The organism is Pseudomonas sp. AC016 (assembly GCF_979253365.1).
This window is the reverse complement of sequence record NZ_CEEDCC010000001.1, coordinates 555873-577758: the sequence shown is the minus strand read 5'-3', so window position 1 is coordinate 577758 and position 21886 is coordinate 555873. Positions and strand designations below refer to the sequence as shown.

Genomic DNA, 21886 nt, shown 5'->3' with positions numbered 1-21886 from the left:
CCTCGCAGTCGCAGCGGGCGGGACGCACACTGGATCAAGAGAGCAGACATGGGCGCACAGTGGAAGGTCAAGCATAAAGAAGCGGCAGCCAACGCCAAGGGACGTACGTTCGGCAAGCTGTCCAAGGAAATCATGATCGCGGCCCGCGCAGGCGCCGACCCTGACATGAACTCGCGGCTGCGTCTGGTGGTAGAGCAGGCCAGGAAAGCCTCGATGCCCCGTGAAACCCTGGAGCGCGCGATCAAGAAGGGCGCAGGCCTGCTGGGCGAAAGCGTCAACTTCGAACACCTGACCTACGAAGGTTTCGCACCGCATCGCGTGCCGGTGATCGTCGAGTGCCTGACCGACAACATCAACCGCACTGTGTCGGAAATCCGCGTCCTGTTTCGCAAGGGACAGCTGGGCGCTGCAGGCTCCGTGTCCTGGGATTTCAACTACCAGGGCATGATCGAAGCGGTGCCTGCGTCGCCGGACGCCGATCCTGACGAAGCGGCCATCGAAGCTGGCGCTCAGGACTGTGAGGCGGCGGAAGAGGGTGCCACCCTGTTCCTGACCGACCCCACAGACATGGACGCGGTGTGCAAGAAACTGCCTGAATTCGGCTTTACCGTGCAGTCCGCGCAATTGGGCTACCGTCCGAAAAGCACGGTGGACGGCCTGACCGATGAGCAGATGGCAGAAGTCGAAGCCTTTCTGGAAGCCATCGATAACCACGACGACGTGCAGAACGTCTACGTAGGTCTGGCGGGCTGATCCACTCCGGTCTGGAGCGCCTCAGGCGCTCCATGCCTGCAACTTCACGCACACTTCCTCAAGCGGCGGCCTGCGTTTGCAGTCAGGCTGGATGCAGCTTTTCTGAAGCTGCTCAAGTCCTTCACGGATCTGCGAGTCTTCGGCTGACGGCTCGCAACGCTCCAGCAGTTCCCCCAGCAGGATACCGAACGCCCGCGTTTCCAAACGCTGCAGCGCCTGTCCCGCAGACTCGGACGGATGAAAAGAGGCCGCACCGAAGTCACCCAGCAGACAATTGCCGTTTTCCTGCACAAGGATATTGTGGCCATACAGATCGCCGTGGCTGATGCCACAGACATGCAGATGAGCGGTGACCGACGCGATGCCGGTGGCCAGACGCAGCAGTTCCGGCAGCGAGAACCGGGTATCGGCGTCGTAGATATCGCGACTGCATGAGTCCAGGCTGGGCGGGCCGGCTAGGTTGCGGAAGTCGGGCGCTATCAGCTCCATCACCAGCCCACGTTGCTGTTCGGGGTGCTCCGCGATCTGCCCCAGCACCTCGATCAGGTGCGCATGTCGACCCGCAGCAATGCAGACGGCCATTTCATTGAGCGGCGAGCCATCGCTGGTCACATCGCCCTTGTACAGCTTGACCGCTACCGTCTGTGCCTGCCCGTCGTCCTGCCATTTGGCCTGCTGAATGACGCCTGATGCTCCTTCACCCAGACGCTGCCCCAGGCTCAAGTGCTGCCATGGGATCTGCCGTACCGGCAGCGCCTCATGCTCCGGGCACAGCGGGTTGTCTGCAAACGCCAGCCAGGCGAGGGCGGGCAGTTGCAGCAGCCATTCTGGCAGTTCGGTCAGCCGGTTTGCGGCAATACGGATCAGTTCCAACCTGTGACAGTCGGCCAGTGTCGGTGGCAGGCTCTGTAACCGGTTACCGGCCAGCATCAGCTTTTGCAGATCGGGTCGGCGACCCAGTTCGTCCGGCAGCGACTCGATGCAGTTATCTGTCAGAATCAGCCAGCGCAGACGTGGTGGTAGTGCCGACGCGCTGACCTGCCGAATACGATTGGCCTTGAAGCCGATAATGCGCAGCTGCTCGCACTGCCCGATGCATTCAGGCAAATGGGTAAAGGCGTTGTCGGACCCGAACAGCACGTGCAGCCGAGTCAGGCGATGCAGGTCGTCCGGAAGATCGCGCAGCGCATTGCCACTGAGGTTGAGGACTTCCAGCGTATCCGCCAGGTCGAAAATTTCCTGCGGGAATTCGGTCAGTCCGCAGGACAGGTCAAGACGCCGTATGCCGGCCAGCTTGCCGGCGCGCAGGTCTGCGAGGGTATGCATAGGTGTGGGTTCGGTCTTCAGTCGGACAAGCGCGCATCATAACGGCAGTTTTCGCAGGTCGCCGCAGATATCACCCTTCATGGCAGGCAGCGCTCTACCCACTGATGCACGGTGGCGAGGCTCGGCGGGGATTCGGAATAGAGAATGCGGTAGATCATGGGGGCGACGATGGCGTCGATCAATTCGTCGGCCGATGGCGACGGCTCGTTTCGACTCGCGGCGCGATCAATGATGGTCTGCAACTGCTCGCGAACGATCGATGCGCATTTGCCGCCACAGTTCGAGGCACTGGCGGCCACGTCACGCATCATCTCGCGCCCTGGCGCCGAGGACATTTCGTCAAGATACATTTCGCTCCAGCTCAACAGATCAAGGCGCAGCTTGCCGTGATCGATGGGTTCATCCGGACGCAGCCTTGCGATGGCAGCGTCGGCCAGCAGATTGGTGAGGTCGCCCCAGCGCCGGTAGATGGTGGACGGTGTAACCCCGGCGCGAGTCGCGATCAGAGGCACGCTGAGCGTCGAGCGGTCCTGTTCCAGCAACAGATCGCGAACGGCACGGTGAATGGATTCCTGCACACGGGCGCTGCGGCCTCCGGTGCGTACTGCTTCTTTGATAGCCATACGGCGGACCTTAACACAAAGTATTTGCTTTAAGCGGCATCAAACAGCACACTCCGCAAAAGCTAATTAATGGCTTTAAAAGGTTGCAACAGTGGAGAGTGTACCCATGTCCCTATCTTTGCAGAACCCGCAGCCCGATAGCCGGGGGCAAAGCCATCTGGTCTTCCTGGCCTTCACAACCCTGTGTTTCTTTGCCGCATCCAGCACGCCTACGCCGCTGTATCACCTGTACCAGGAAGCGTGGGGCTTTTCTTCCGGGATGCTCACGCTGATTTTCGCGGTCTATGCATTCAGCCTGCTCGCGGCACTGTTAATGGGCGGATCACTCTCCGATTATCTGGGACGTCGCCCGGTCATTCTCGGTGCCTTGCTGATCCAGGCAGCCTCCATGCTGTGCTTCATCGCCGCCACGGATGTGACCTGGCTGGTGATCGCGCGGCTGCTTCAAGGGTTCGCTACCGGGCTGGCTGCCAGTGCGCTGGGCGCAGCGTTGCTGGACAGTGATCAGGTCCGTGGACCGCTGATCAACAGCATTTCCCCGATGTTGGGTATGGCGGTCGGTGCATTGGGTACAGCGCTGCTGGTGCAGTTCGCGCCGCATCCCTTGTTGCTGGCTTACTGCCTGCTGTTGGCGGCCTTTCTGGCGCAGGCGCTTTACCTGAAGCGAGTGCCCGAGACGGTCAGTCCGCAACCGGGCGCATGGCAGTCGCTCAAACCTTCGCTGCACGTGCCTGTGCAGGCCAGACGCATGCTGTGGCTGGTGCTGCCGGTGGACATCGCCGCCTGGGCACTGGGAGGGTTTTTTCTGTCATTGAGTCCGTCCTTGCTGGCCGCCGCCACAGGTTCGACTTCGCCGCTGGATGGCGGACTTGCGGTCGCGGCACTGACGCTGAGTGGTGCGCTGGCCATTATGATTCTGCGCCAGCGTGCTCCAGAGTTGGGTCTCTGGGTCGGGGCAAGTTTCATGATCGTCGGAGTCGCGGTGATTCTGCTGGCCGTCAACTCAGGCGTGCTCTGGCTGTTCTTCTGCGGCGCGATGATCGCCGGGATTGGCTTTGGATCGAGTTTTCTCGGCGCGTTGCGCATGCTCATGCCGACTGCGCACGCACATGAGCGAGCGGGTCTGATGTCGGCCTTTCTGGTGCTTAGCTATCTGGCGTTCTGCATGCCAGCGCTGGCAGCCGGTTTTGCTGCGCGTTCGTTTGGTCTGGTTATGACCAGTAACGTCTATGGTGGGATCGTTATCGTGTTGGCATTGATGGCGCTGGCCGGATTGCTGGTGCGCCGTGCTGCGGGCGCAGGCACGGCGGGGGATGAGCGTGTTGCGTGATTGCAGGCGTGCATCTGCCGAGCAAACGCCATCCAGTGTGGGAGGCGTCACCACGTCTTCGAGGTAGCGCTGTCGCGCAGCAAACTAGGTAGGAGCGGACTTGTCCGCGAAAAGGCCTGTACAGCCGACGAATATTCGTCGGCTGAACTACAGCATTCGCGGACAAACGGAACGCCGCCCGGTCCGCTCCCACAAATTGTGTCTCTTCAGGAAGTTACAGGTTGTTTGATAATAGGCGGCTTGTCGGCGATTCGGTTTCCCGGACGACATCTACTACCCTCAACGCAGATCCTGAACCATCTCTGTCAGCACGCTCAGCACGTCCTTGCCCAACTGCGCCGAGCGTTTGCCTGACCAGCCGGTGATCGGATCGGGGGCGTTGTCGTTGTCCTTGAACGGCATCTCCAGCGTCAGCGCCAGACATTTGTAACGTTCGCCAATGCTGTTGCAGGCCAGGTTCATATTGGCCTGGCCTGGAGCGCTGCGCGGGTAGCCGTACACACTCTGGAAATCGACCGTGATCTCACCCAGGCGACGACGGAACTGCTCTTCCAGTTGCTGTTGTTTGGCGGTGTAGCCCGGATTGCCTTCGCAGGCTGCAGTGAAGACGTAAGGGATTTCTTCGTCACCATGCACGTCCAGGAACATGTCGACGCCGTAGTGTTCCATCTGCTGTTTGACGAAAAACACCTCTGGGCTGAGTTCCTCGGTGCTGTCCTGCCAGGCGCGGTTCAGGTCCTTGCCTTTGGCATTGGTGCGCAGATGACCATGGAACGCGCCGTCGGGGTTCACGTTCGGCACCAGATACAGGTCTGCATTGGCCAGAAGCTGCTGCATGGCCGCATCGTCGTCCTGCTGAAGACGCTCGATAACGCCCTCCATGAACCATTCGGCCATGTGCTCACCGGGATGCTGCTGGGCAATGATCCAGATGTTGCGTTTGCCTTGCGCACCGTCGCCTTTGCGCAGCAACTGAATATCGCGGCCCTCGACGCTCTTTCCGGTCTCCAGCAGCTGCATTCCGGCCTTTTCCCGAGCCTGCTCGATCAGCCCGTCATGACGCTCGCGGCTGTAGGGTTCGAAATACGCGAACCACACCTGCGGCTGGCTCGGCGACAGGCTGAAGTCGAGTGCTTTGCCATCGAACCCGGTCGGCACCCGGAACCATTCCTCGTGATCATAGGACGCGACCGCGTTATAGCCGGTCCACGCGCTGTTGAACGTCGATTCGCTGGCGTTGGTCAGGCTGAAGATGTGGGGTGCGCCGACCTCCATGCCTTCGACCTTGAAGTGGAACCATTGAAAATGGCCACTTTGGGTGTCAGGTCGGATGGCCAGTTTGATGCGAGCCGGGTTGCTGGCATCCAGAACTTGAATATTGCCGCTGTCGAAGTCTGCGTTGATGATGAGGGTCAAGGTGCGTGCCTGTATATGTTGTGCGTTCAAGGCAGCCACTTTACACCGATCGGCTCGTCACGGACTTCTCTGAAACGGTCATTCAGCGTCAGGAAAGTACCTCGGTCGTGACCATCAGGCTGCACAGCAACGTGGTCAGCAGGCACCAGACGAGATACACGCGCCGTTTGCGCCGGTGCCAGCCGCCGATTCCCAGCAATGAGGCAGGGGCCTGGAGTTCGCGCCAGATGCGCTCACAGCTTTGAAACGCCGCCAGGTGCCTGGAATCTGCATCGAGCCAGTGCCGAAATTCGATCCGCTCGCTGGCGGTCGCGCCTGGGCTCTGCAGATGCACGTACCAGCGGCTTGCCTGTTCCTGAATGGTCTGACCATCGAGGGCGGAATCGGAGGCGCAGCCATGGGCCTGCCTGAGCACGCGAACCATGGCGCGTTCTACCTTGGCGACATCGACATGAAGGAAGCGGGCAATCTCTGCGTAGGGCAAACCGTCGAGGCGGCTGAGCAGGAAAATCTGCCGGGTACGGCGGGACAGCCTGCCTAGGGCATGGCAGGTTTCGATCGTACGCGCTGACGGAGCGAGGTCCGGCAACGTGGCGGGCAGGGGCAACAAGGGCGAGAGCTGACTACTCATGATGTATCGCTCGCTGATCTTCCATAGAAATTCTTCCTTGAACCTATAGGTTTCATCCATGACACATTCAGCCTAGTGAATGCGAGAATCGTTCTCAAGTGAAAAGGCGCTGCAATTACGATTTATCTGAACGTTTCAGTCATTGTCGGCGTAAAAAACTGACCTCATGCGGCGTTGCACTGATATCATCAGCGCCATTCTGAAACACCGTGCAACACACCAGACTTCATTAGCCTGAAGCAGCGAAAAAACCAAAAAAAAGACCCGGCAAAAAAGCCGGGTCAAAAACCGTGATTAGCCTGATGAGGAGATAATCTGCAAGCCGACCTAAGACTTTCAGGTTATCCAGCCAGTCTCGCGACCAGCTGATGCAATAATAATCATTATCATTTGCTAGTCAAATGTTTTGGCATCCTCATAGAAAGAAACAATCCATTGCCGCTCGTCGATGGATTGTGCCTTTTCCATCAATGTCTCTTTACCTCCTCAGTCCAGCGGCAGTTCTGTCGTGCGCTTGACCGTGCTCATGGCGATGTTGGAGTGTGCTTCGTGCACATGCGGCAGTTGCAGCAGATGGTCTCGCAGAAAGCGCTCGTAACTCGCGATGTCCTGTGCCACGACCTTGAGCATGAAGTCCATGCCGCCCGCCATGGTGTAGCACTCCAGCACCTCCGGGTGGCCGATGATCGCTTCTTCGAACTCGGCAAGATACCGCCTGCCGTGGCCTGAAAGCTTGACCTCGACGAACACTGTCATGCTCAGCCCCAGCTTTTGCGCGCTGAGCAGGGCGACAGTGCGCTCGATCACGCCTTCTTCCTGAAGTCTGTGGATGCGTCGCCAGCAGGGCGACTGCGACAGCTCGACACGCTCGGCAATCTCTGCCGCCGACAGATCGGCGTCATGTTGCAACAGGCGGAGAATCTTGCGATCGATGGGGCTCAATTTAAGCTGCATGAATTGACCTTGTTTTTTGTTTTTTTCGAAAAGGGCATGCTCAATATCAGCAGATATCTGTCAATTTAGAAAGAAAAAGCCTCTTTTCTACAGGCAGTCTAATGACAAGGCCGCCGGGCTGGACCTTCCCGGCGAGATGGACCTTACTCATAAGAAAGCCTGAATAAAAACAAGAGAGGTAATCGCATGACCCTGGCTGATATTCGTCTGGACGATAAATACCGGCTCGCCACCGGCAACCTGTACCTCACCGGAACACAGGCGCTGACCCGGCTGCCGATGCTGCAGAAGCAGCGTGATGAAGCGCGCGGGCTCAATACGGCGGGTTTCATTTCCGGCTATCGCGGCTCGCCACTGGGCAATCTGGACAAGAGCCTGTGGGATGCGAAGGATTATCTCCAGCAGAACGCCATTCATTTCCAGCCGGGTATCAACGAAGAACTCGCAGCCACTGCCGTATGGGGCAGCCAGCAGGTCAACCTGTTTCCTCAGGGCAAGTACGACGGGGTGTTCGCACTCTGGTACGGCAAGGGACCGGGTGTCGATCGTTGCGGTGACGTCTTCAAGCACGGTAACTCGGCCGGCGTTGCGGCCAACGGCGGGGTGCTGATCCTCGCGGGTGATGATCACGGCTGCAAGTCGTCGACCATTGCACACCAGAGCGAACATGCCTTCATCGCCTCGATGATTCCGGTGCTCAATCCCAGCAACGTTCAGGAAATCCTCGACTACGGCATCATCGGCTGGGAGCTGTCGCGCTACAGCGGTTGCTGGGTGGCGATGAAGACCATCGCAGAAAACGTCGATTCTTCTGCGGTCGTCGAAGTCGATCCGTTGCGCATGCAGACCCGCATTCCCGAAGATTTTGAGCTGCCCGAAGGCGGCCTGCACATTCGCTGGCCGGATCCACCGCTGGCCCAGGAAGCGCGCCTCAACACTTACAAGATCTACGCCGCCAGGGCGTTTGCTCGTGCCAATGAACTGAACAAGGTGGTCATCGATTCTGCCCAGCCTCGTCTGGGTATCGTGACCACAGGCAAATCCTATCTGGATGTGCGTCAGGCGCTCGAAGAGTTGGGCATTGACGAGCAACTCTGCGATCAGGTCGGCATTCGCGTGCTCAAAGTCGGAATGAGCTGGCCGCTGGAGCCGGTATCGGTGCATGACTTCGCTCAGGGTCTGGACGAGATTCTGGTGGTCGAAGAAAAGCGCAGCGTCATCGAAGACCAGTTGACCGGCCAGCTGTACAACTGGCCGGTAGACCGTCGCCCGGTGGTGGTTGGCGAGTTCGACGAGCAGGGCCGCTCACTGTTGCCGAACCTGAGTGAACTGACTCCGGCGATGATCGCCCGGGTCATCGCCAAACGGCTTGCTCCGTTCTACAGCAGCGCGCAGATCGAAGCGCGCCTGCAGTTTCTCAGCGAGAAGGAAAAAGCCCTGCAGGCGCCGCTGTTCAATACCCAGCGCACACCGCACTTCTGTTCCGGCTGCCCGCACAACACCTCTACCCGCGTACCGGAAGGCAGCCGTGCACTGGCGGGTATCGGCTGCCATTACATGACGATCTGGATGGACCGGGCGACCGATACCTTCACCCAGATGGGCGGCGAGGGCGTGACCTGGATCGGTCAGGCACCGTTTACCGAAACCCCGCACGTGTTTCAGAACCTGGGTGACGGCACCTATTTCCACTCGGGCCATCTGGCGCTCCGCGCCGCTGTTGCGTCCAAGGTCAACATTACCTACAAGATTCTCTACAACGATGCCGTGGCCATGACCGGCGGGCAGCCTATTGATGGCGTATTGCGCGTCGATCAACTGAGCCGTCAGGTGTTCAACGAAGGCGTGCAGCGCATCGCCCTGGTGTCTGACGAACCGGACAAATACCCGAACAGGGAAGGCTTCGCGCCGATCACCACGTTCCATCACCGACGCGATCTGGACAGTGTGCAGCGCGAGCTTCGCGAGTTCAAAGGCGTATCGGTGATCATCTACGACCAGACCTGCGCCACCGAGAAGCGCCGTCGCCGTAAGCGCGGCACGATGCCTGATCTGGAAAAACGCGCGTTGATCAACCCGGCGGTGTGCGAGGGGTGCGGTGACTGTGGCGTGAAATCCGGCTGTCTGTCTGTGCTGCCGAAGGAGACTGCGCAGGGCCGCAAGCGTGAGATCGACCAGAACGCCTGCAACAAGGATTTCAGTTGCGTCGAGGGCTTCTGCCCGAGTTTCGTCACCGTTCATGGCGGTAAACTGCGCAAGCCGGTCCTGCCCAAACAGGTCGAAGCGTTCGCCACCTTGCCGGAGCCGACGCTGCCTTCACTGGAGCGGCCATTCAATATTCTGCTGCCTGGCGTCGGTGGCACCGGTGTGACCACTGTGGGCGCAATGCTCGGTTACGCCGCCAATCTGGAAGGCAAAGGCTGCAGCGTGCTGGATCAGGCCGGACTGGCGCAGAAATTTGGTCCAGTGGTCAGCCATATCCGCATCGCAGCACGCCAGCAGGATCTCTTTGCCGTGCGGATTGCCGCTGGCGAGGCGCATCTGCTGCTGGGTTGCGACCTGTTGGTGGCAGCCGGGCCGGATGCGATTGCCAAGCTGGACAGTGCGATTTCCCATGCGGTGGTCAACAGCCAGCAGACGCCGACTGCAGAGTTCACCCGCAACCCGGATGCCGTGTTCCCGGTCGAGGCCATGAAGCAGACCATCATTGATGCGGTGGGCGCGGACAAGACCCATTTCGTCGAAGCCACCTCGCTGGCGACGCGGTTGATGGGTGACAGTATCGCCAGCAACCTGTTCATGCTGGGTTATGCCTATCAATTGGGCTTGATCCCGCTGACGTCGAAGGCCATCGAGAAGGCCATCGAGCTTAACGGTGTGTCCGTGAGCCTCAATCAACAGGCTTTCCTGTGGGGACGTCGCACCGCCCACGATGCGGTTGCGGTGGAGGCGTTCGTCAATCCGAAACAGCAGCCCGTCGAGCCGTCGCAACTGACGCTGGAGCAGCGTATCCAGAGCAATCTGGCCACGTTGTCCGAGTACCAGAACCAGGCCTATGCCGATCGCTACCTCAAACTCGTACAGCGGGTTCAGGATGCAGAGGCCAGGATGTTCCCCGGTCAGCAGCCAACGCTGACCGAGGCCGTGGCGTTCAACTACTTCAAGCTGCTGGCCTACAAGGACGAATATGAAGTGGCGCGCCTGTACAGCAACGGTGACTTCACGCGGCAACTGGAGGCGCAGTTCGAAGGAGATTACCGTCTTGAATTCCATCTGGCGCCGTCATGGCTTGCCAAGCGTGACCCGCACACCGGGCAGCCGCGCAAACGCAGCTTCGGTCCCTGGATGTTGCGGGCATTCGATGTGCTGGCAAAATTCAAGTTTTTGCGTGGCACCGCGCTCGATCCGTTTGGCCGCAGCCTTGAGCGTCGTCAGGAGCGCGAGCTGATCGAGCGCTACGTCAGCGATGTCGAGCTGATTCTGCAGCACTTGCAGGCTGGCAATCGTCACACTGCGTTGAGTCTGGCACGCCTGCCTGAGCGTATCCGCGGCTATGGCTACGTCAAGGAAAGTGCAATGAAGGCTGCTGCGTTGCAGGCGAATGTGCTGCGTCGCAGTCTTGAAAGCGGAGAAGTGGCTGCGCCGAAGTTGTATGAGGTGGCTGCGTAAAGAGAGCCTGTCTGGTTATTGATAACTGACGGATTGCGCATCCATGGCGGATGCGCGATCCATTCTCTGTATCCAAAGGCGTGTTAACTCTACCTCGGCATGTGCTTTCGAGTGGTTTCTGTTGAGTGTTGTTATCAAATACTATTGAGCTGATTAATATATTTGAATTTAATTATTCACGGGTGGTCGCCAACTTTAAATTAAAAAGAATATTTGCTCTAAGTTTAAAGTTTGATGTTTTGGTGCCGAAGTCATAATGCAGATCACATCGGCAGGGAGTCGCCAGGTACATCATTCTCAAAAACTTATCAAGAGCGTTATATGCTGACTACTATTCTAGGCAATATCAGTGTCCGGTCCAAACTTGTTCTGGGCTTCACACTGGTTATTTTGCTGACTGTACTTATCGCCTTTACAGGCTGGTCGGGCATTGTCTCGCTGAGCGAGCGTAGCGAACGCACAGCCGACATCGGCAAGCTGAGCACCCTGACACGCGACATGCGCATCGCGCGCCTGTCATTCACGATAAACTACGATGCCGAGCGCGCCAGCAACTGGCTCAAGGCGTACGAGAATCTCGATAACCACGTGCGCTATGCCGCAACGGTGTTCACCTCCGAGATCAATGTGCCGCTGATCAATGCGTCGCAGGCTGCCATGAAAGATTATCGGGTTCATTATGACAACCTGATGCAAGCCACCGAAGCGCGAGAGGCCACGCGACAGGTGTTCGGTCGGCACGCGGATGCGGCAGCCGAAGACCTGCAGAAACTGCAAAACGTCGCAAACTCCAGTGAGGGAAGTGCGCAGTTGCGGGAAACGTCCGCTCAGGCATTGATGGTGTTTCAAAAAATGCGCTTCGATGTGCGCGGGTACACTTTTTCGCTCAAGGCTGACAGCAAACTGGTCGCTGAAGCGTCCATCAAAACAGCCATCGATTTCATGAAAACGTTGAGCGGATTCAGCGGTCAGGCCGATACCGTTAAACATCTTCAGGATGCCTTGACTGCTTATCAGAGCGCGATTGGTCAATTCGTCAGCGCCCAGGCCAGAATCGATGAAGCTCAGGCCGGTGTTTCCAAAAACATCGAGATCCTGCTCGCATCCGCCGACCAGCTTTCCAAAAATCAGGTCACCCTGAGAATGGAGGATATGAATCAGGCCAAATCCCTGCTGATTCTCTGGCTGGTGTCGGCACTGGTGGTCAGTATCCTTGCGGCCTGGGTCATCACCCGACTGATCGTCGGCCCGTTGATGGAAACGCTGAAGCTGGCCGAACGTGTGGCAGATGGCGACCTCACCGACAACCGCGTCATCACCCGCAAGGACGAACTGGGTCTGCTGCAAGGCACCATGCAACGCATGACAGGCAACCTGCGTGAACTGATTGGCGGACTGCGCGATGGCGTCACCCAGATCGCCAGCGCCGCGGAGCAGTTGTCTGCTGTTACCGAGCAGACCAGTGCCGGGGTAAACAGCCAGAAAACCGAAACCGATCAGGTTGCGACTGCGATGCATGAGATGTCCACGACTGTGCAGGACGTGGCCAAAAATGCCGAGCAGGCCTCGCATGCTGCAGTCAATGCCTCGAAAGAAGCGCGTGAGGGCGATAGCGTCGTTGCCAGGGCGATCACTCAGATCGAAAGTCTGGCCAGCGAAGTTGAACACTCCAAGTCCGCCATGGACGAGCTGAAAAGCGAAAGCAACAAGATTGGCGGCGTTCTGGACGTGATCAAGGCGGTTGCCGAGCAGACCAATCTGCTGGCGCTCAATGCGGCTATCGAAGCGGCTCGCGCCGGTGAGGCTGGTCGAGGTTTCGCGGTGGTTGCCGACGAGGTGCGCAGCCTTGCGCAACGCACCCAGACCTCTACAGAAGAAATCGCCTCGCTCATCGGTGGTCTGCACAGCCGAACGGCACAGGTCGCGACCATTCTGGAGAGCAGCCGGGCGTTGACCGAAAACAGCGTGGAACTCACCCGCGACGCCGGGCGATCCATCAACAACATTACGTCGTCGATCTCGACCATCGAGACCATGAATCACCAGATCGCTGCGGCGGCCGAACAACAGAGCGTTGTGGCCGAGGAGATCAATCGCAGCGTGCTGAAAGTGCGGGATATTTCCGAGCAGACCGCATCCGCCAGCGAAGAGACGGCTTCATCAAGCATCGAACTGGCGCGCCTTGGTGTGCACCTGCAAGGTCTGGTCAGTCGTTTCAAGGTCTGACTTCAAGGCATCTCCGTAAGGCGATGCCTGACGATTCCGGCGCGCGGGCAACAGGGCGCGCCGGATCAACGGCCCCACATCTCCATCGCGAAGTCGACGAAGCTGCGCAGCTTTGGCAGTCGATAACGGTCCTGCACATACAACAGATTCATGGGGCGGCTGGGTAGCTGATAATCCGGCAACAGCGCCACCAGTCGGCCATCATCCAGATCGCGTTGCACCAGCGCGTCCGACAGCATCACCACACCCATCCCCACGCGGGCAGCGTTGCACAAGCCTGACGAGGTATTGATCAGCATCGAGCCCTGCACGTCTACCAGCACTTCACCTTCTGCGCCGGTCATGCGCCAGCGCTTGCCTGTGTCACGCCATCCATCACCTGCCTGATAGGCGAACGCCAGACAGTTGTGCGCACGCAAATCCTCGGGCCGGATCGGCGTGCCGTGGCGGGCCAGGTAATCGGGCGAGGCGCAGATGGTCAGGGTGTAATCCTGCAAGGGTCTGGCAATCAGCGGCGAAGCGTCGGGAAGGGCGCCGAGCCGAATGGCAATGTCGAAGCCGTTGTCGATCAGGTCCATGCGCTGATCGCTCAGGACCAGATCGAGCCTGACCTTTGGAAAGCATCTGGAGAATTCTGCCATTGCCGGAGCCAGCACTTCCGAGCCGAAGGTCAGGGGGGCCGTGATGCGCAGGGTGCCTGCGGGTTCGCCCTGGGTCTGTTCGGCAATTCGTTCGGAAGCAGCCACCAGCCCCAGCACTTCCAGACAGCGTTCGTAGTATTGCGTGCCGAACTCGGTCAGGCGCTGACGACGCGTCGTGCGGGTCAGCAGACTGACGCCCAGACGCTGTTCCAGCGAGCGCAGGTGATTGCCGACCATGGTGGTGGACATCGAGCACACCTGAGCGGCACCCGTCAGGCTGCCGGTTTCGACCACTTTTACGTACACGGTCATCGCCTGAAACAGGTCCATTATCAATTCCAGCTTTAAAATGATTGAAGTGATTCGCGGTTTATCCAGCGCAGGTGGTTAACGATACTGCAAAAACACTTCGTACACCTATGGAGCTTCACCTCATGACCACGGCCTGCCTGATGACCACATACCAACCCCTTGCCCTGAGTTTCAGCCATGGCCTCGGCACTCGCCTGTGGGACCAGGCAGGTCGTGAGTATCTGGATGCGGTGGCAGGCGTGGCGGTGACCAATGTCGGCCACTCGCACCCACTGCTGGTCGAGGCGATCCGTGATCAGGCAGGGCTTTTGCTGCACACCTCCAATCTCTACAGCATTGACTGGCAGCTCCGTCTGGCACAGAAGCTGACTGCGCTGTCCGGGCTGGATCGGGTGTTTTTCAATAATTCCGGTGCCGAAGCCAATGAAACGGCGCTCAAGCTGGCACGCTTGCACGGCTGGCATAAATACATCGAGCAGCCGTTGGTGGTGGTCATGGAAAACGCGTTCCACGGCCGTACTCTGGGCACGCTGTGCGCCAGCGACGGGCCTGCGGTGCGGTCGGGGTATGGGGTGTTGCCGGGGGATTTCGTCAAGGTGCCATTTGGTGATCTGACGGCTTTCAACAAGGTCTGTGATCAGTACGGTCATCGGATCAGCGCCGTGCTGGTCGAGCCAATACAGGGAGAGGGCGGTGCTCGGGTCGCGCCTCAAGGTTATCTAAAGGCCCTGCATGAACGCTGCACGCAGCGTAACTGGCTGCTGATGCTCGACGAAATCCAGACCGGCATGGGCCGTACCGGCAAGTGGTTCGCGTTTCAGCACGAGGGCTTTGTGCCGGACGTCATCACCCTGGCCAAAGGGCTTGGCAACGGCATTCCGATCGGAGCGTGCCTGGCAAGGGGCAAGGCGGCCGAACTGTTCACGCCGGGCAGTCATGGCAGTACGTTTGGCGGTAATCCGCTGGCCTGTCGTGCCGGGTGTACGGTCATCGACATCATCGAGCAGCAGGGTCTGGTGGAAAACGCCCGGCAGCAGGGGCAGCTTTTGCTGGAGCGGCTGCAGGCCGGGTTGAAGGGCCATCCTCAGGTGCTGGAAGTCCGGGGCAGGGGGCTGATGATAGGTATCGAATTGCTACAGGCCATTCCCGAGCTGACGCGGCTGGCCGCGCAGGATCATGGCCTGCTGATCAACGTCACCCGTGGCAAGGTCATTCGTCTTCTACCACCGCTGGTGCTGGATGCTGCGGAGGTCGCGCTGATTGTGGAAGGGGTTGTCGCGACGCTGGATAGCGCCATTTCCTTGCAGCAGGAACGCCTGGCTTGATGTGAAGGTTTGAGTGCAGGGCTATGCTGGGCTGTACCGCAACGCCCCATATGCGGTAGAACAGGGGCGCATTGCGTGTGTCTATGCAATGGCTACCCCATGGATTCAAAAGGAGCCCACCATGTCAATCCGGTCCCTGACCTCCGCCACTCTGCTCGCCGCCGCAGGGCTTGTACTAGCCGGTTCCGCCCTGGCCGCCGACAGTGACAGCCCGCTGGCGCAGGAGCGCGGCAAGACACGTCCGTTGATCATCATCGCCCCCAGCACGGTCGATCCGACGCTGGTCAGCATCAAAAAGGCGCTTGACGAGCCTGCCAACCGCGAAGCGTTCGCACAGCGCAACATGGTGTTGTTCACGGTGGTCAATACCATTGGTGAGCGCAACGGCAAGACTCTGGACGCACAGTCGACCATGGCCCTGATCCGCGAACTCAAACTGGGTGCTGGCGCGGAAACCAAGGTCATTCTGGTGGGCAAGGACGGGGAAAAGAAAATCGAGAAGGAAGGGGCAGTCGATCCCAAGGAGATCTTCGCCACCATCGACCAGATGCCGATGCGCGAACGAGAAGCCAGCGCGCCGCCGCCTGAGCCGGAACCCAAGCCTGCACCTGCCGAGAAAGCCGGAAAACCGGGCAAGGCTGCACCGGCCGGTAAAACGCTGGACGACTGATCGAGTGCCGCGCAGCCTCTTCGGCGCTGCGCGGTCTCATGGCGCACACTGGATTGTGGAAGGACTCAAAACGTCCTCGACGTAGTGCTGTCGCGCGGCAAACCCGTGGGAGCGGACTCGTCTGCGAAAAGACCAGTACATCCGACGAATATTCATCGCCTGAAATACAGTATTCGCGTACAAGTCCGCTCCCACAAAATCGCTTTTCTCCAGTAGGTTACGCGTCGTCTTATGGGAGATACCGCTTGTATCTCCCGCAGCATCCAACCCCTTTACCTACTCGCCGCGAATGTACTGCTCCAGCTGCTGGATCAGGCTGGCCTGTTCATTGATGGCCTCCTTCACGAGGTCACCGATCGACAGCAGGCCCAACAGCTCGCCGTTCTCCACGACGGGCAGATGGCGCAGGTGGCTGTCGGTCATGATTCCCATGCACGCCTCGACGGTCTGTTGCGAGTCGACGGTGATCACCTTGCTGCTCATGATCGCGCTGACCGGCGTGCCCACGGACGAGCGACCTTTGAGAATCATCTTGCGGGCGTAGTCACGTTCGCTCATGACGCCTACCACCACGCCATTTTCGACCACCGGCAAGGCACCGATGTTCTTCTCGGCCATCAGCCTGAGCGCATCGAGCACCATATGGTCCGGTTCGATGGTGTGCACTTGCTGGTTGTGTTCGGCTTTCAGTTTCAACAACTGGGCGACGGTCTTCATGGCGCTCTCCGGTGTGAGTGTGACCCTGTGTCTGGGCACAGTGCTGTCTTCTACAGAATCGTGCAGTCAGTGCGTTCCGGCAAGTGGCAAAGCGACCTCAAACCGGCGAGAACCCGACAGTCAGCTTTCCGACTGACAGGTCTGAGCCTGAACGGCGTCCAGAAACGCTGTCAGCGGCATTGGCCTGTTCAGGTAATAGCCCTGGGCTTCGTCGCAGCCCAGTGATTGCAGGCAGTCAAGTTGCCGGGCAGTCTCGACGCCCTCGGCAGTGATGGTCATCGACAGGCTACGGCCTAGTTGAATGATGGCTTGAACGATGGACAGACTCTGGGTATTGGCGCCGATTTCGCTGATGAAGCTGCGATCGATTTTCAACGTGTCGAACGGAAACATTTTCAAATAACTCAGCGACGAATAACCCGTGCCGAAATCGTCCATCGACAGCCTGACACCCAGGGTCTTGAGCTCGTTGATCAGCTTCAGGGCGGCCTGAGCGTCGTGAATCATTACCCGTTCGGTCACCTCCAGCTCCAGGCGATGACTGGGCAGACCGGTCGTGGCCAATACCTGGCGCACCCGCTCCACGAGCCCTGGCGTGCGAAACTCAACAGCAGAAATGTTTACCGATACACGCAGGTCGCTGTCCCAGGCCACTGCATCGCTGCACGCCCGATGCAACACCCAGTCGCTCAATGACAGGATCAGGCCGTTCTCTTCGGCCAGTCCGATGAACTGGTCCGGCATGCACAGTCCCAGTGTTGGATGCTCCCAGCGAATCAGCGCTTCGGCGCCGCAGATTCTGCCACTGAGAACGTCGTGGCGAGGCTGATAGCGCAGCGTAAACTCGTCGTTCCTGATCGCCACTCGCAGGCTTTTTTCCATTTCGCGCAGCTCAGTGATGCGTGTGCTCATGATCTGTTCGTAAAAGCGCCAGGTATTGCGACCTTCCTTTTTTGCCTGGTACAGGGCCAGGTCGGAAAACCGGATCAGGTCCTGACTGTCATGGGTGTGCAGGGGACAGAGGGCAATGCCGATGCTCAGACCGATGAACACTTCCTGATTGTTGATCGTGAAGGGACGCCGGATGTGGCGTATCAATCGCTCGCACAGCTGTTCAACCTCTTCCACGCTGGCAGGACTGGTCGCCACCATCAGGAACTCATCGCCGCCTTGCCGGGCCACCAATCCACAAGGAGGCAGGCATCGCGACAGCCGTTCGGCAACTTCACGCAGCACACTGTCGCCCACACTGTGCCCGAACACATCGTTGATGGGTTTGAAGCTGTCCAGGTCCAGATTCAGCATGGTCACCGTCGAACCCGGCTCGGTACGCTGTTCGAAGGTGCGATTCAGGAAGGCCTGCATCTGGGTGCGATTGGGCAGGCCGGTCAATGCATCATGCTGGGACAGGTGAAACAGTCGCGACTGGGCTTCCACTTCATGAGTGATGTCCGAAGCAATACCCAGATAGCCCTTGATCTGCCCATCGAGCAGGATCGGTCTGACGGCAATATTGCTGGTGCGCACGGCACCCTGTAATGAGTGATGCGTACAGCGCAGGACAGCGCGCTCGTCCTTGGGGCGCTCGAGACGAATCCAGTCGGTCAGTGACTGGCTTTCGCACGACAGCAACTGGGTCAGGTAGCGTCCTGTCCAGGGGTGCGATGCATGCCCTGTGACGCGGGTGAAACGCTCTGAAAGGTAGGTGATGCGCAGCTCGGCGTCGGTTTCCCAGACCCAGTCCGATGCGCTTTCAGCTACGTTGCGAAAACGCTCCTCACTGCTGAGCAGTGCCGCTCGACTCTGGGTAATGAGGTCGAACTGCCGGTCCATCAGTTCGGCGGTTCTCATGGTCTTTCGGGTAACACGCCTGGCGATGAACGCCAGGGTAATCAGAAAGATGATCAAAATCGGCAGCAGCCCCCCGACCAGCTTCATGCCCGGCTGTTCCGGATCCCAGCGCAACAGCAGTCCCGGGGCTATTTCCAGCGACGGAAAGCGTTTCGCATCCTGCGCGTCGTTTGCTTCGCGCAGTCCGTCAAGGCCATAGAGCAGGCCCAGGGCCTGCAATTTTTCTGGGGTGAGCCTGTAGGCCATTACCAGGATCGACTGGACAGTATCGGTCTGTTGTACCTGCTCATCGCCGCCGGTGGTCAAGGGTGCGGCGATCAACAACACCGGACCATGGTCCACCTGGCGCATCTGGGTGAACACCTCATCCTCGCTGGCGCGTTCACGGGCCTGAGTGACAAGTTGATCCTGACCGCCGTGCAGCCAGTCGGTCAGTTGCAGCGTGACCAGTTCGCCCTTGTCCACGGCATAGGTGGTGTGATTCTGGCCATCAACGACAAAAACGCCGTCGAACCCGAAATCCGTATACAGCGAAGCGCCGAGGTTGTTGCGCGTGTACGCCCAGTCCGTGTCGACCTGGATGTGCAGGTGCTTGTAGGCATCTCCCCAGTAGGCATTGTCCTTGAAGGTCGCAATCAGCGCCTTTTCCCGGGATTGCCAGATGTTCTCTACCAGACGTTGACTCTGCAACGCAGCGCTGTGATTGAGCTGGTAGGTGATATAGAACAGCGAGACGATCATCACCGATGACAACGCGCCTAGCAGACTGGCCATGGTCATGAGGGTGCGACGCGCCAGAAACGTGTTGCCCGGAATGGCGCGTGGCAGTGGGTCGAGCGAGTCGAGGGATTTCATTGCTGCTATTCCATGGTCAATAGCGTCGACACGTCGCAATTCGGGAAGCGTCACACCTGCGAATGTTGCACCCACTCGGATGTCCTATCCACGGTCAGGTAGTCATGCCGGGCTATCGGCGGCGGCAAATGTTTCTTGAACCGACCGTCAGGCGCGCCTTTGCGCGCGTAGCCACGTAGAATCAGGCGCTGAATCGTCTGATCGAGGTTGCACCGTTGGATTTACAGCAGGGCTTCATCCTGAGTCGGCACTGGCAGGACACGCCCGCAGGGACGGAAGTCGATTTCTGGCTGGCGACCGATGACGGCCCGCGTCATATCCGTCTGCCTTGTCAGCCTTCCGTTGCGTTCATTCCCGCCGAACAGCAGGAACGTGCCCGGGCCTTGCTAAGAGCAGAGCGCGGTGTGGAGTTGCGGCAGTTGCAATTGAGCGACTTTCGCCATAGGCCTGTGCTGGGCGTTTATTGCCAGCAGCACCGGCAACTGATGAACATCGAAAAGCTGCTGCGCAAGGGCAATGTCGATGTGTATGAAGCCGACATCCGTCCGCCCGAGCGCTACCTCATGGAGCGCTTTATCACCGCGCCCGTGCAGTTCAGCGGCACGGCGGATGCCGACGGCGTGCTGTGCAATGCGCAGATCAAGCCGCTTGCCGATTACCGCCCCCGATTGAAACTGGTGTCGCTGGACATCGAGACCACCGCGCGCGGCGAGCTGTACTCGATTGCGCTGGAGGGTTGCGGTCAGCGTCAGGTCTACATGCTGGGCCCAGCCAACGGTGGCAGCGAAGCGCTGGATTTTCAGCTCGAGTATTGCGAGACCCGTGCCCAGCTGCTGGAGCGCCTGAACGAGTGGCTGGCATTGCATGACCCTGACGCGATCATTGGCTGGAACGTGGTGCAGTTCGACCTGCGAGTCCTGCATGAACATGCACAACGTCTGAATGTGCCGCTCATGCTGGGTCGTGGCGGGGAAACCATGGGCTGGCGTGAACATGGCAGCCGCAACAATCATTTCTTCGCCGACATCAGCGGACGGCTGGTGATCGACGGCATCGAGGCGCTGCGCTCGGCGACCTGGAGCTTCCCGTCTTTCAGTCTGGAGAACGTCGCGCAGACGCTGCTGGGCGAAGGCAAGGCCATCAGCACGCCATACCAGCGCATGGATGAAATCAACCGCATGTTCGCCGAGGACAAGCCGGCGCTGGCGCGTTACAACATCAAGGACTGCGAGCTGGTGACGCGGATCTTCGCCAAGACCCAGTTGCTGACCTTCCTGCTGGAACGCGCCACGGTGACCGGGCTGCCAGCCGACCGCAGCGGTGGTTCGGTCGCGGCTTTCTGCCATTTGTACATTCCGCTGATGCACCGTCAGGGGTTTGTGGCACCCAATCTGGGCGAGCGTCTGCCGGAAGCCAGCCCTGGCGGATTCGTCATGGATTCGCAGCCCGGCCTTTACGAATCGGTGCTGGTGCTGGACTACAAGAGCCTGTATCCGTCGATCATCCGCACTTTTCTCATCGACCCGGTCGGGCTGATCGAAGGCCTGCGTCACCCTGACGACAGTGAATCGGTGCCGGGTTTTCGTGGCGCACGTTTCTCTCGCACCCGGCATAGCCTGCCTGCCATTGTCGAACGGGTCTGGCAGGGGCGGGAGACGGCCAAGCGCGAGCACAACGCGCCGCTGTCCCAAGCCCTGAAAATCATCATGAACGCGTTCTATGGCGTATTGGGCTCCAGCGGCTGCCGGTTCTTCGATCCACGGCTGGCGTCATCCATTACCCTGCGTGGCCATGAAATCATGCTCAAGACCCGCGAACTGATCCAGGCGCAGGGCTACACCGTGATCTACGGCGACACCGATTCGACGTTCGTCTGGCTCGGCCGTCCGCATGGTCAGGAAGAAGCCGCCTCGATTGGCAAGGCGCTTGTGCAGCAGGTCAATGAGTGGTGGCGCGAACATTTGCATGACACGTACGCGCTGACCAGTGCTCTGGAACTGCAATACGAAACCCACTTCAAGCGCTTTCTGATGCCGACCGTTCGTGGTGCGGAGGAGGGCAGCAAGAAACGTTATGCCGGGCTGGTCACCCGGGCAGACGGCAGCGAAGAGATGGTTTACAAGGGGCTGGAAACCGTTCGCACAGACTGGTCACCATTGGCCCAGCAGTTTCAGCAGGAGTTGTACCTACGGATCTTCAAGCGTCAGCCGTACCAGGAGTATGTACGCGATTACGTGAGGCGCACGCTGGCAGGCGAACTGGATGAGCTGTTGATTTACCGCAAGCGCCTGCGTCGCAAGCTGGACGACTATCAGCGCAACGTACCGCCACACGTGCGTGCGGCGCGCCTCGCAGACGAGTACAACGACCAGCAAGGCCGCCCGCGTCAGTATCAGAGCGGCGGCTGGATCAGCTACGTGATGACCGTCGTCGGCCCCGAGCCGCTTGAAGTCCGCACGGCGCCCATCGACTACGACCACTACGTGACCCGTCAGCTTCAACCGTTGGCCGATGCCATCTTGCCGTTCGTGGACGATGATTTCGCCACCCTGATCGGCGGGCAGTTGGGGTTGTTCTAGTGTCCTTC

At 59.2% G+C, this 21886-nt stretch carries 15 protein-coding genes and 1 pseudogene; 8 read left to right on the top strand and 8 right to left on the bottom strand.

The features are described from left to right. The first annotated feature begins 48 nt into the window (after positions 1-48). Positions 49-753 (top strand): YebC/PmpR family DNA-binding transcriptional regulator, encoded by a 705-nt coding sequence (locus tag AC0IXS_RS02380; RefSeq protein ID WP_057408352.1) that lies wholly within the window; start codon positions 49-51, stop codon positions 751-753. 21 nt (positions 754-774) lie between these two features. On the opposite strand, the gene AC0IXS_RS02375 is transcribed toward AC0IXS_RS02380, so the two are convergent. Both AC0IXS_RS02375 and AC0IXS_RS02370 read right to left on the bottom strand, forming a co-directional pair. Beyond that, the gene (locus AC0IXS_RS02375) at positions 775-2079 is read right to left on the bottom strand and encodes a leucine-rich repeat-containing protein kinase family protein (RefSeq protein ID WP_122669326.1); all 1305 of its coding nucleotides are present in this window, start codon (positions 2077-2079) and stop codon (positions 775-777) included. 77 nt (positions 2080-2156) lie between these two features. Continuing rightward, the gene (locus tag AC0IXS_RS02370) at positions 2157-2702 is read right to left on the bottom strand and encodes a TetR/AcrR family transcriptional regulator (RefSeq protein ID WP_057408354.1); all 546 of its coding nucleotides are present in this window, start codon (positions 2700-2702) and stop codon (positions 2157-2159) included. Between the two features lie 106 nt (positions 2703-2808). Here AC0IXS_RS02370 and AC0IXS_RS02365 point away from each other — a divergent pair, with 106 nt between their 5' ends. Further along, on the top strand, positions 2809-4032 hold the full coding sequence (locus AC0IXS_RS02365; RefSeq protein WP_057408355.1) for an MFS transporter: 1224 nt from the start codon (positions 2809-2811) through the stop codon (positions 4030-4032). Between the two features lie 279 nt (positions 4033-4311). Here AC0IXS_RS02365 and AC0IXS_RS02360 read toward each other — a convergent pair whose 3' ends face one another. The 3 genes from AC0IXS_RS02360 to AC0IXS_RS02350 all read right to left on the bottom strand — a co-directional run bounded on the left by AC0IXS_RS02360 (position 4312) and on the right by AC0IXS_RS02350 (position 7033). After that, on the bottom strand, positions 4312-5448 hold the full coding sequence (locus AC0IXS_RS02360) for a M14 family metallopeptidase (protein ID WP_057408356.1): 1137 nt from the start codon (positions 5446-5448) through the stop codon (positions 4312-4314). A gap of 88 nt (positions 5449-5536) precedes the next feature. Next, positions 5537-6079 carry a DUF4880 domain-containing protein gene (locus AC0IXS_RS02355; RefSeq protein ID WP_057408374.1) on the bottom strand — a complete coding sequence of 181 codons (543 nt, stop codon included), beginning with the start codon at positions 6077-6079 and terminating at the stop codon, positions 5537-5539. Between the two features lie 486 nt (positions 6080-6565). Further along, positions 6566-7033, bottom strand: coding sequence for an Lrp/AsnC family transcriptional regulator (locus AC0IXS_RS02350; RefSeq protein WP_004882112.1), 468 nt, complete (start codon positions 7031-7033; stop codon positions 6566-6568). A 186-nt stretch (positions 7034-7219) separates the two neighbouring features. On the opposite strand from AC0IXS_RS02350, the gene AC0IXS_RS02345 reads away from it, so the two are divergent. The 3 genes and pseudogenes from AC0IXS_RS02345 (at position 7220) to AC0IXS_RS02335 (ending at position 12928) form a co-directional block, all read left to right on the top strand. Next, the gene (locus AC0IXS_RS02345; RefSeq protein ID WP_122669327.1) at positions 7220-10702 is read left to right on the top strand and encodes an indolepyruvate ferredoxin oxidoreductase family protein; all 3483 of its coding nucleotides are present in this window, start codon (positions 7220-7222) and stop codon (positions 10700-10702) included. A 234-nt stretch (positions 10703-10936) separates the two neighbouring features. Then, positions 10937-12025, top strand: a pseudogene (locus AC0IXS_RS02340) (methyl-accepting chemotaxis protein); the annotation flags it as partial. Positions 12026-12055: 30 nt separating this feature from the next. Beyond that, positions 12056-12928: a methyl-accepting chemotaxis protein gene (locus tag AC0IXS_RS02335; RefSeq protein ID WP_421668884.1), complete on the top strand. Its 873-nt coding sequence runs from the start codon at positions 12056-12058 to the stop codon at positions 12926-12928. 65 nt (positions 12929-12993) lie between these two features. On the opposite strand, the gene AC0IXS_RS02330 is transcribed toward AC0IXS_RS02335, so the two are convergent. Further along, positions 12994-13899, bottom strand: coding sequence for a LysR family transcriptional regulator (locus tag AC0IXS_RS02330; protein WP_122437588.1), 906 nt, complete (start codon positions 13897-13899; stop codon positions 12994-12996). A gap of 104 nt (positions 13900-14003) precedes the next feature. Here AC0IXS_RS02330 and AC0IXS_RS02325 point away from each other — a divergent pair, with 104 nt between their 5' ends. After that, positions 14004-15206 carry an aspartate aminotransferase family protein gene (locus tag AC0IXS_RS02325; RefSeq protein ID WP_057408359.1) on the top strand — a complete coding sequence of 401 codons (1203 nt, stop codon included), beginning with the start codon at positions 14004-14006 and terminating at the stop codon, positions 15204-15206. Positions 15207-15327: 121 nt separating this feature from the next. After that, a complete protein-coding gene (locus AC0IXS_RS02320) occupies positions 15328-15876 on the top strand; it encodes a DUF4174 domain-containing protein (protein WP_191954266.1) in 549 nt (182 codons plus the stop codon). 276 nt (positions 15877-16152) lie between these two features. Here the strand turns inward: AC0IXS_RS02320 and AC0IXS_RS02315 are convergent, their stop codons facing one another. After that, complete coding sequence (locus AC0IXS_RS02315; RefSeq protein WP_122669331.1) at positions 16153-16593, bottom strand: CBS domain-containing protein; 441 nt, start codon at positions 16591-16593, stop codon at positions 16153-16155. A gap of 120 nt (positions 16594-16713) precedes the next feature. Beyond that, complete coding sequence (locus tag AC0IXS_RS02310; protein ID WP_471823642.1) at positions 16714-19299, bottom strand: bifunctional diguanylate cyclase/phosphodiesterase; 2586 nt, start codon at positions 19297-19299, stop codon at positions 16714-16716. A 215-nt stretch (positions 19300-19514) separates the two neighbouring features. Between AC0IXS_RS02310 and AC0IXS_RS02305 the strand changes: the two genes are divergently transcribed. Continuing rightward, positions 19515-21878 (top strand): DNA polymerase II, encoded by a 2364-nt coding sequence (locus AC0IXS_RS02305; protein WP_122671551.1) that lies wholly within the window; start codon positions 19515-19517, stop codon positions 21876-21878. The last annotated feature ends 8 nt before the right edge of the window (positions 21879-21886 follow it).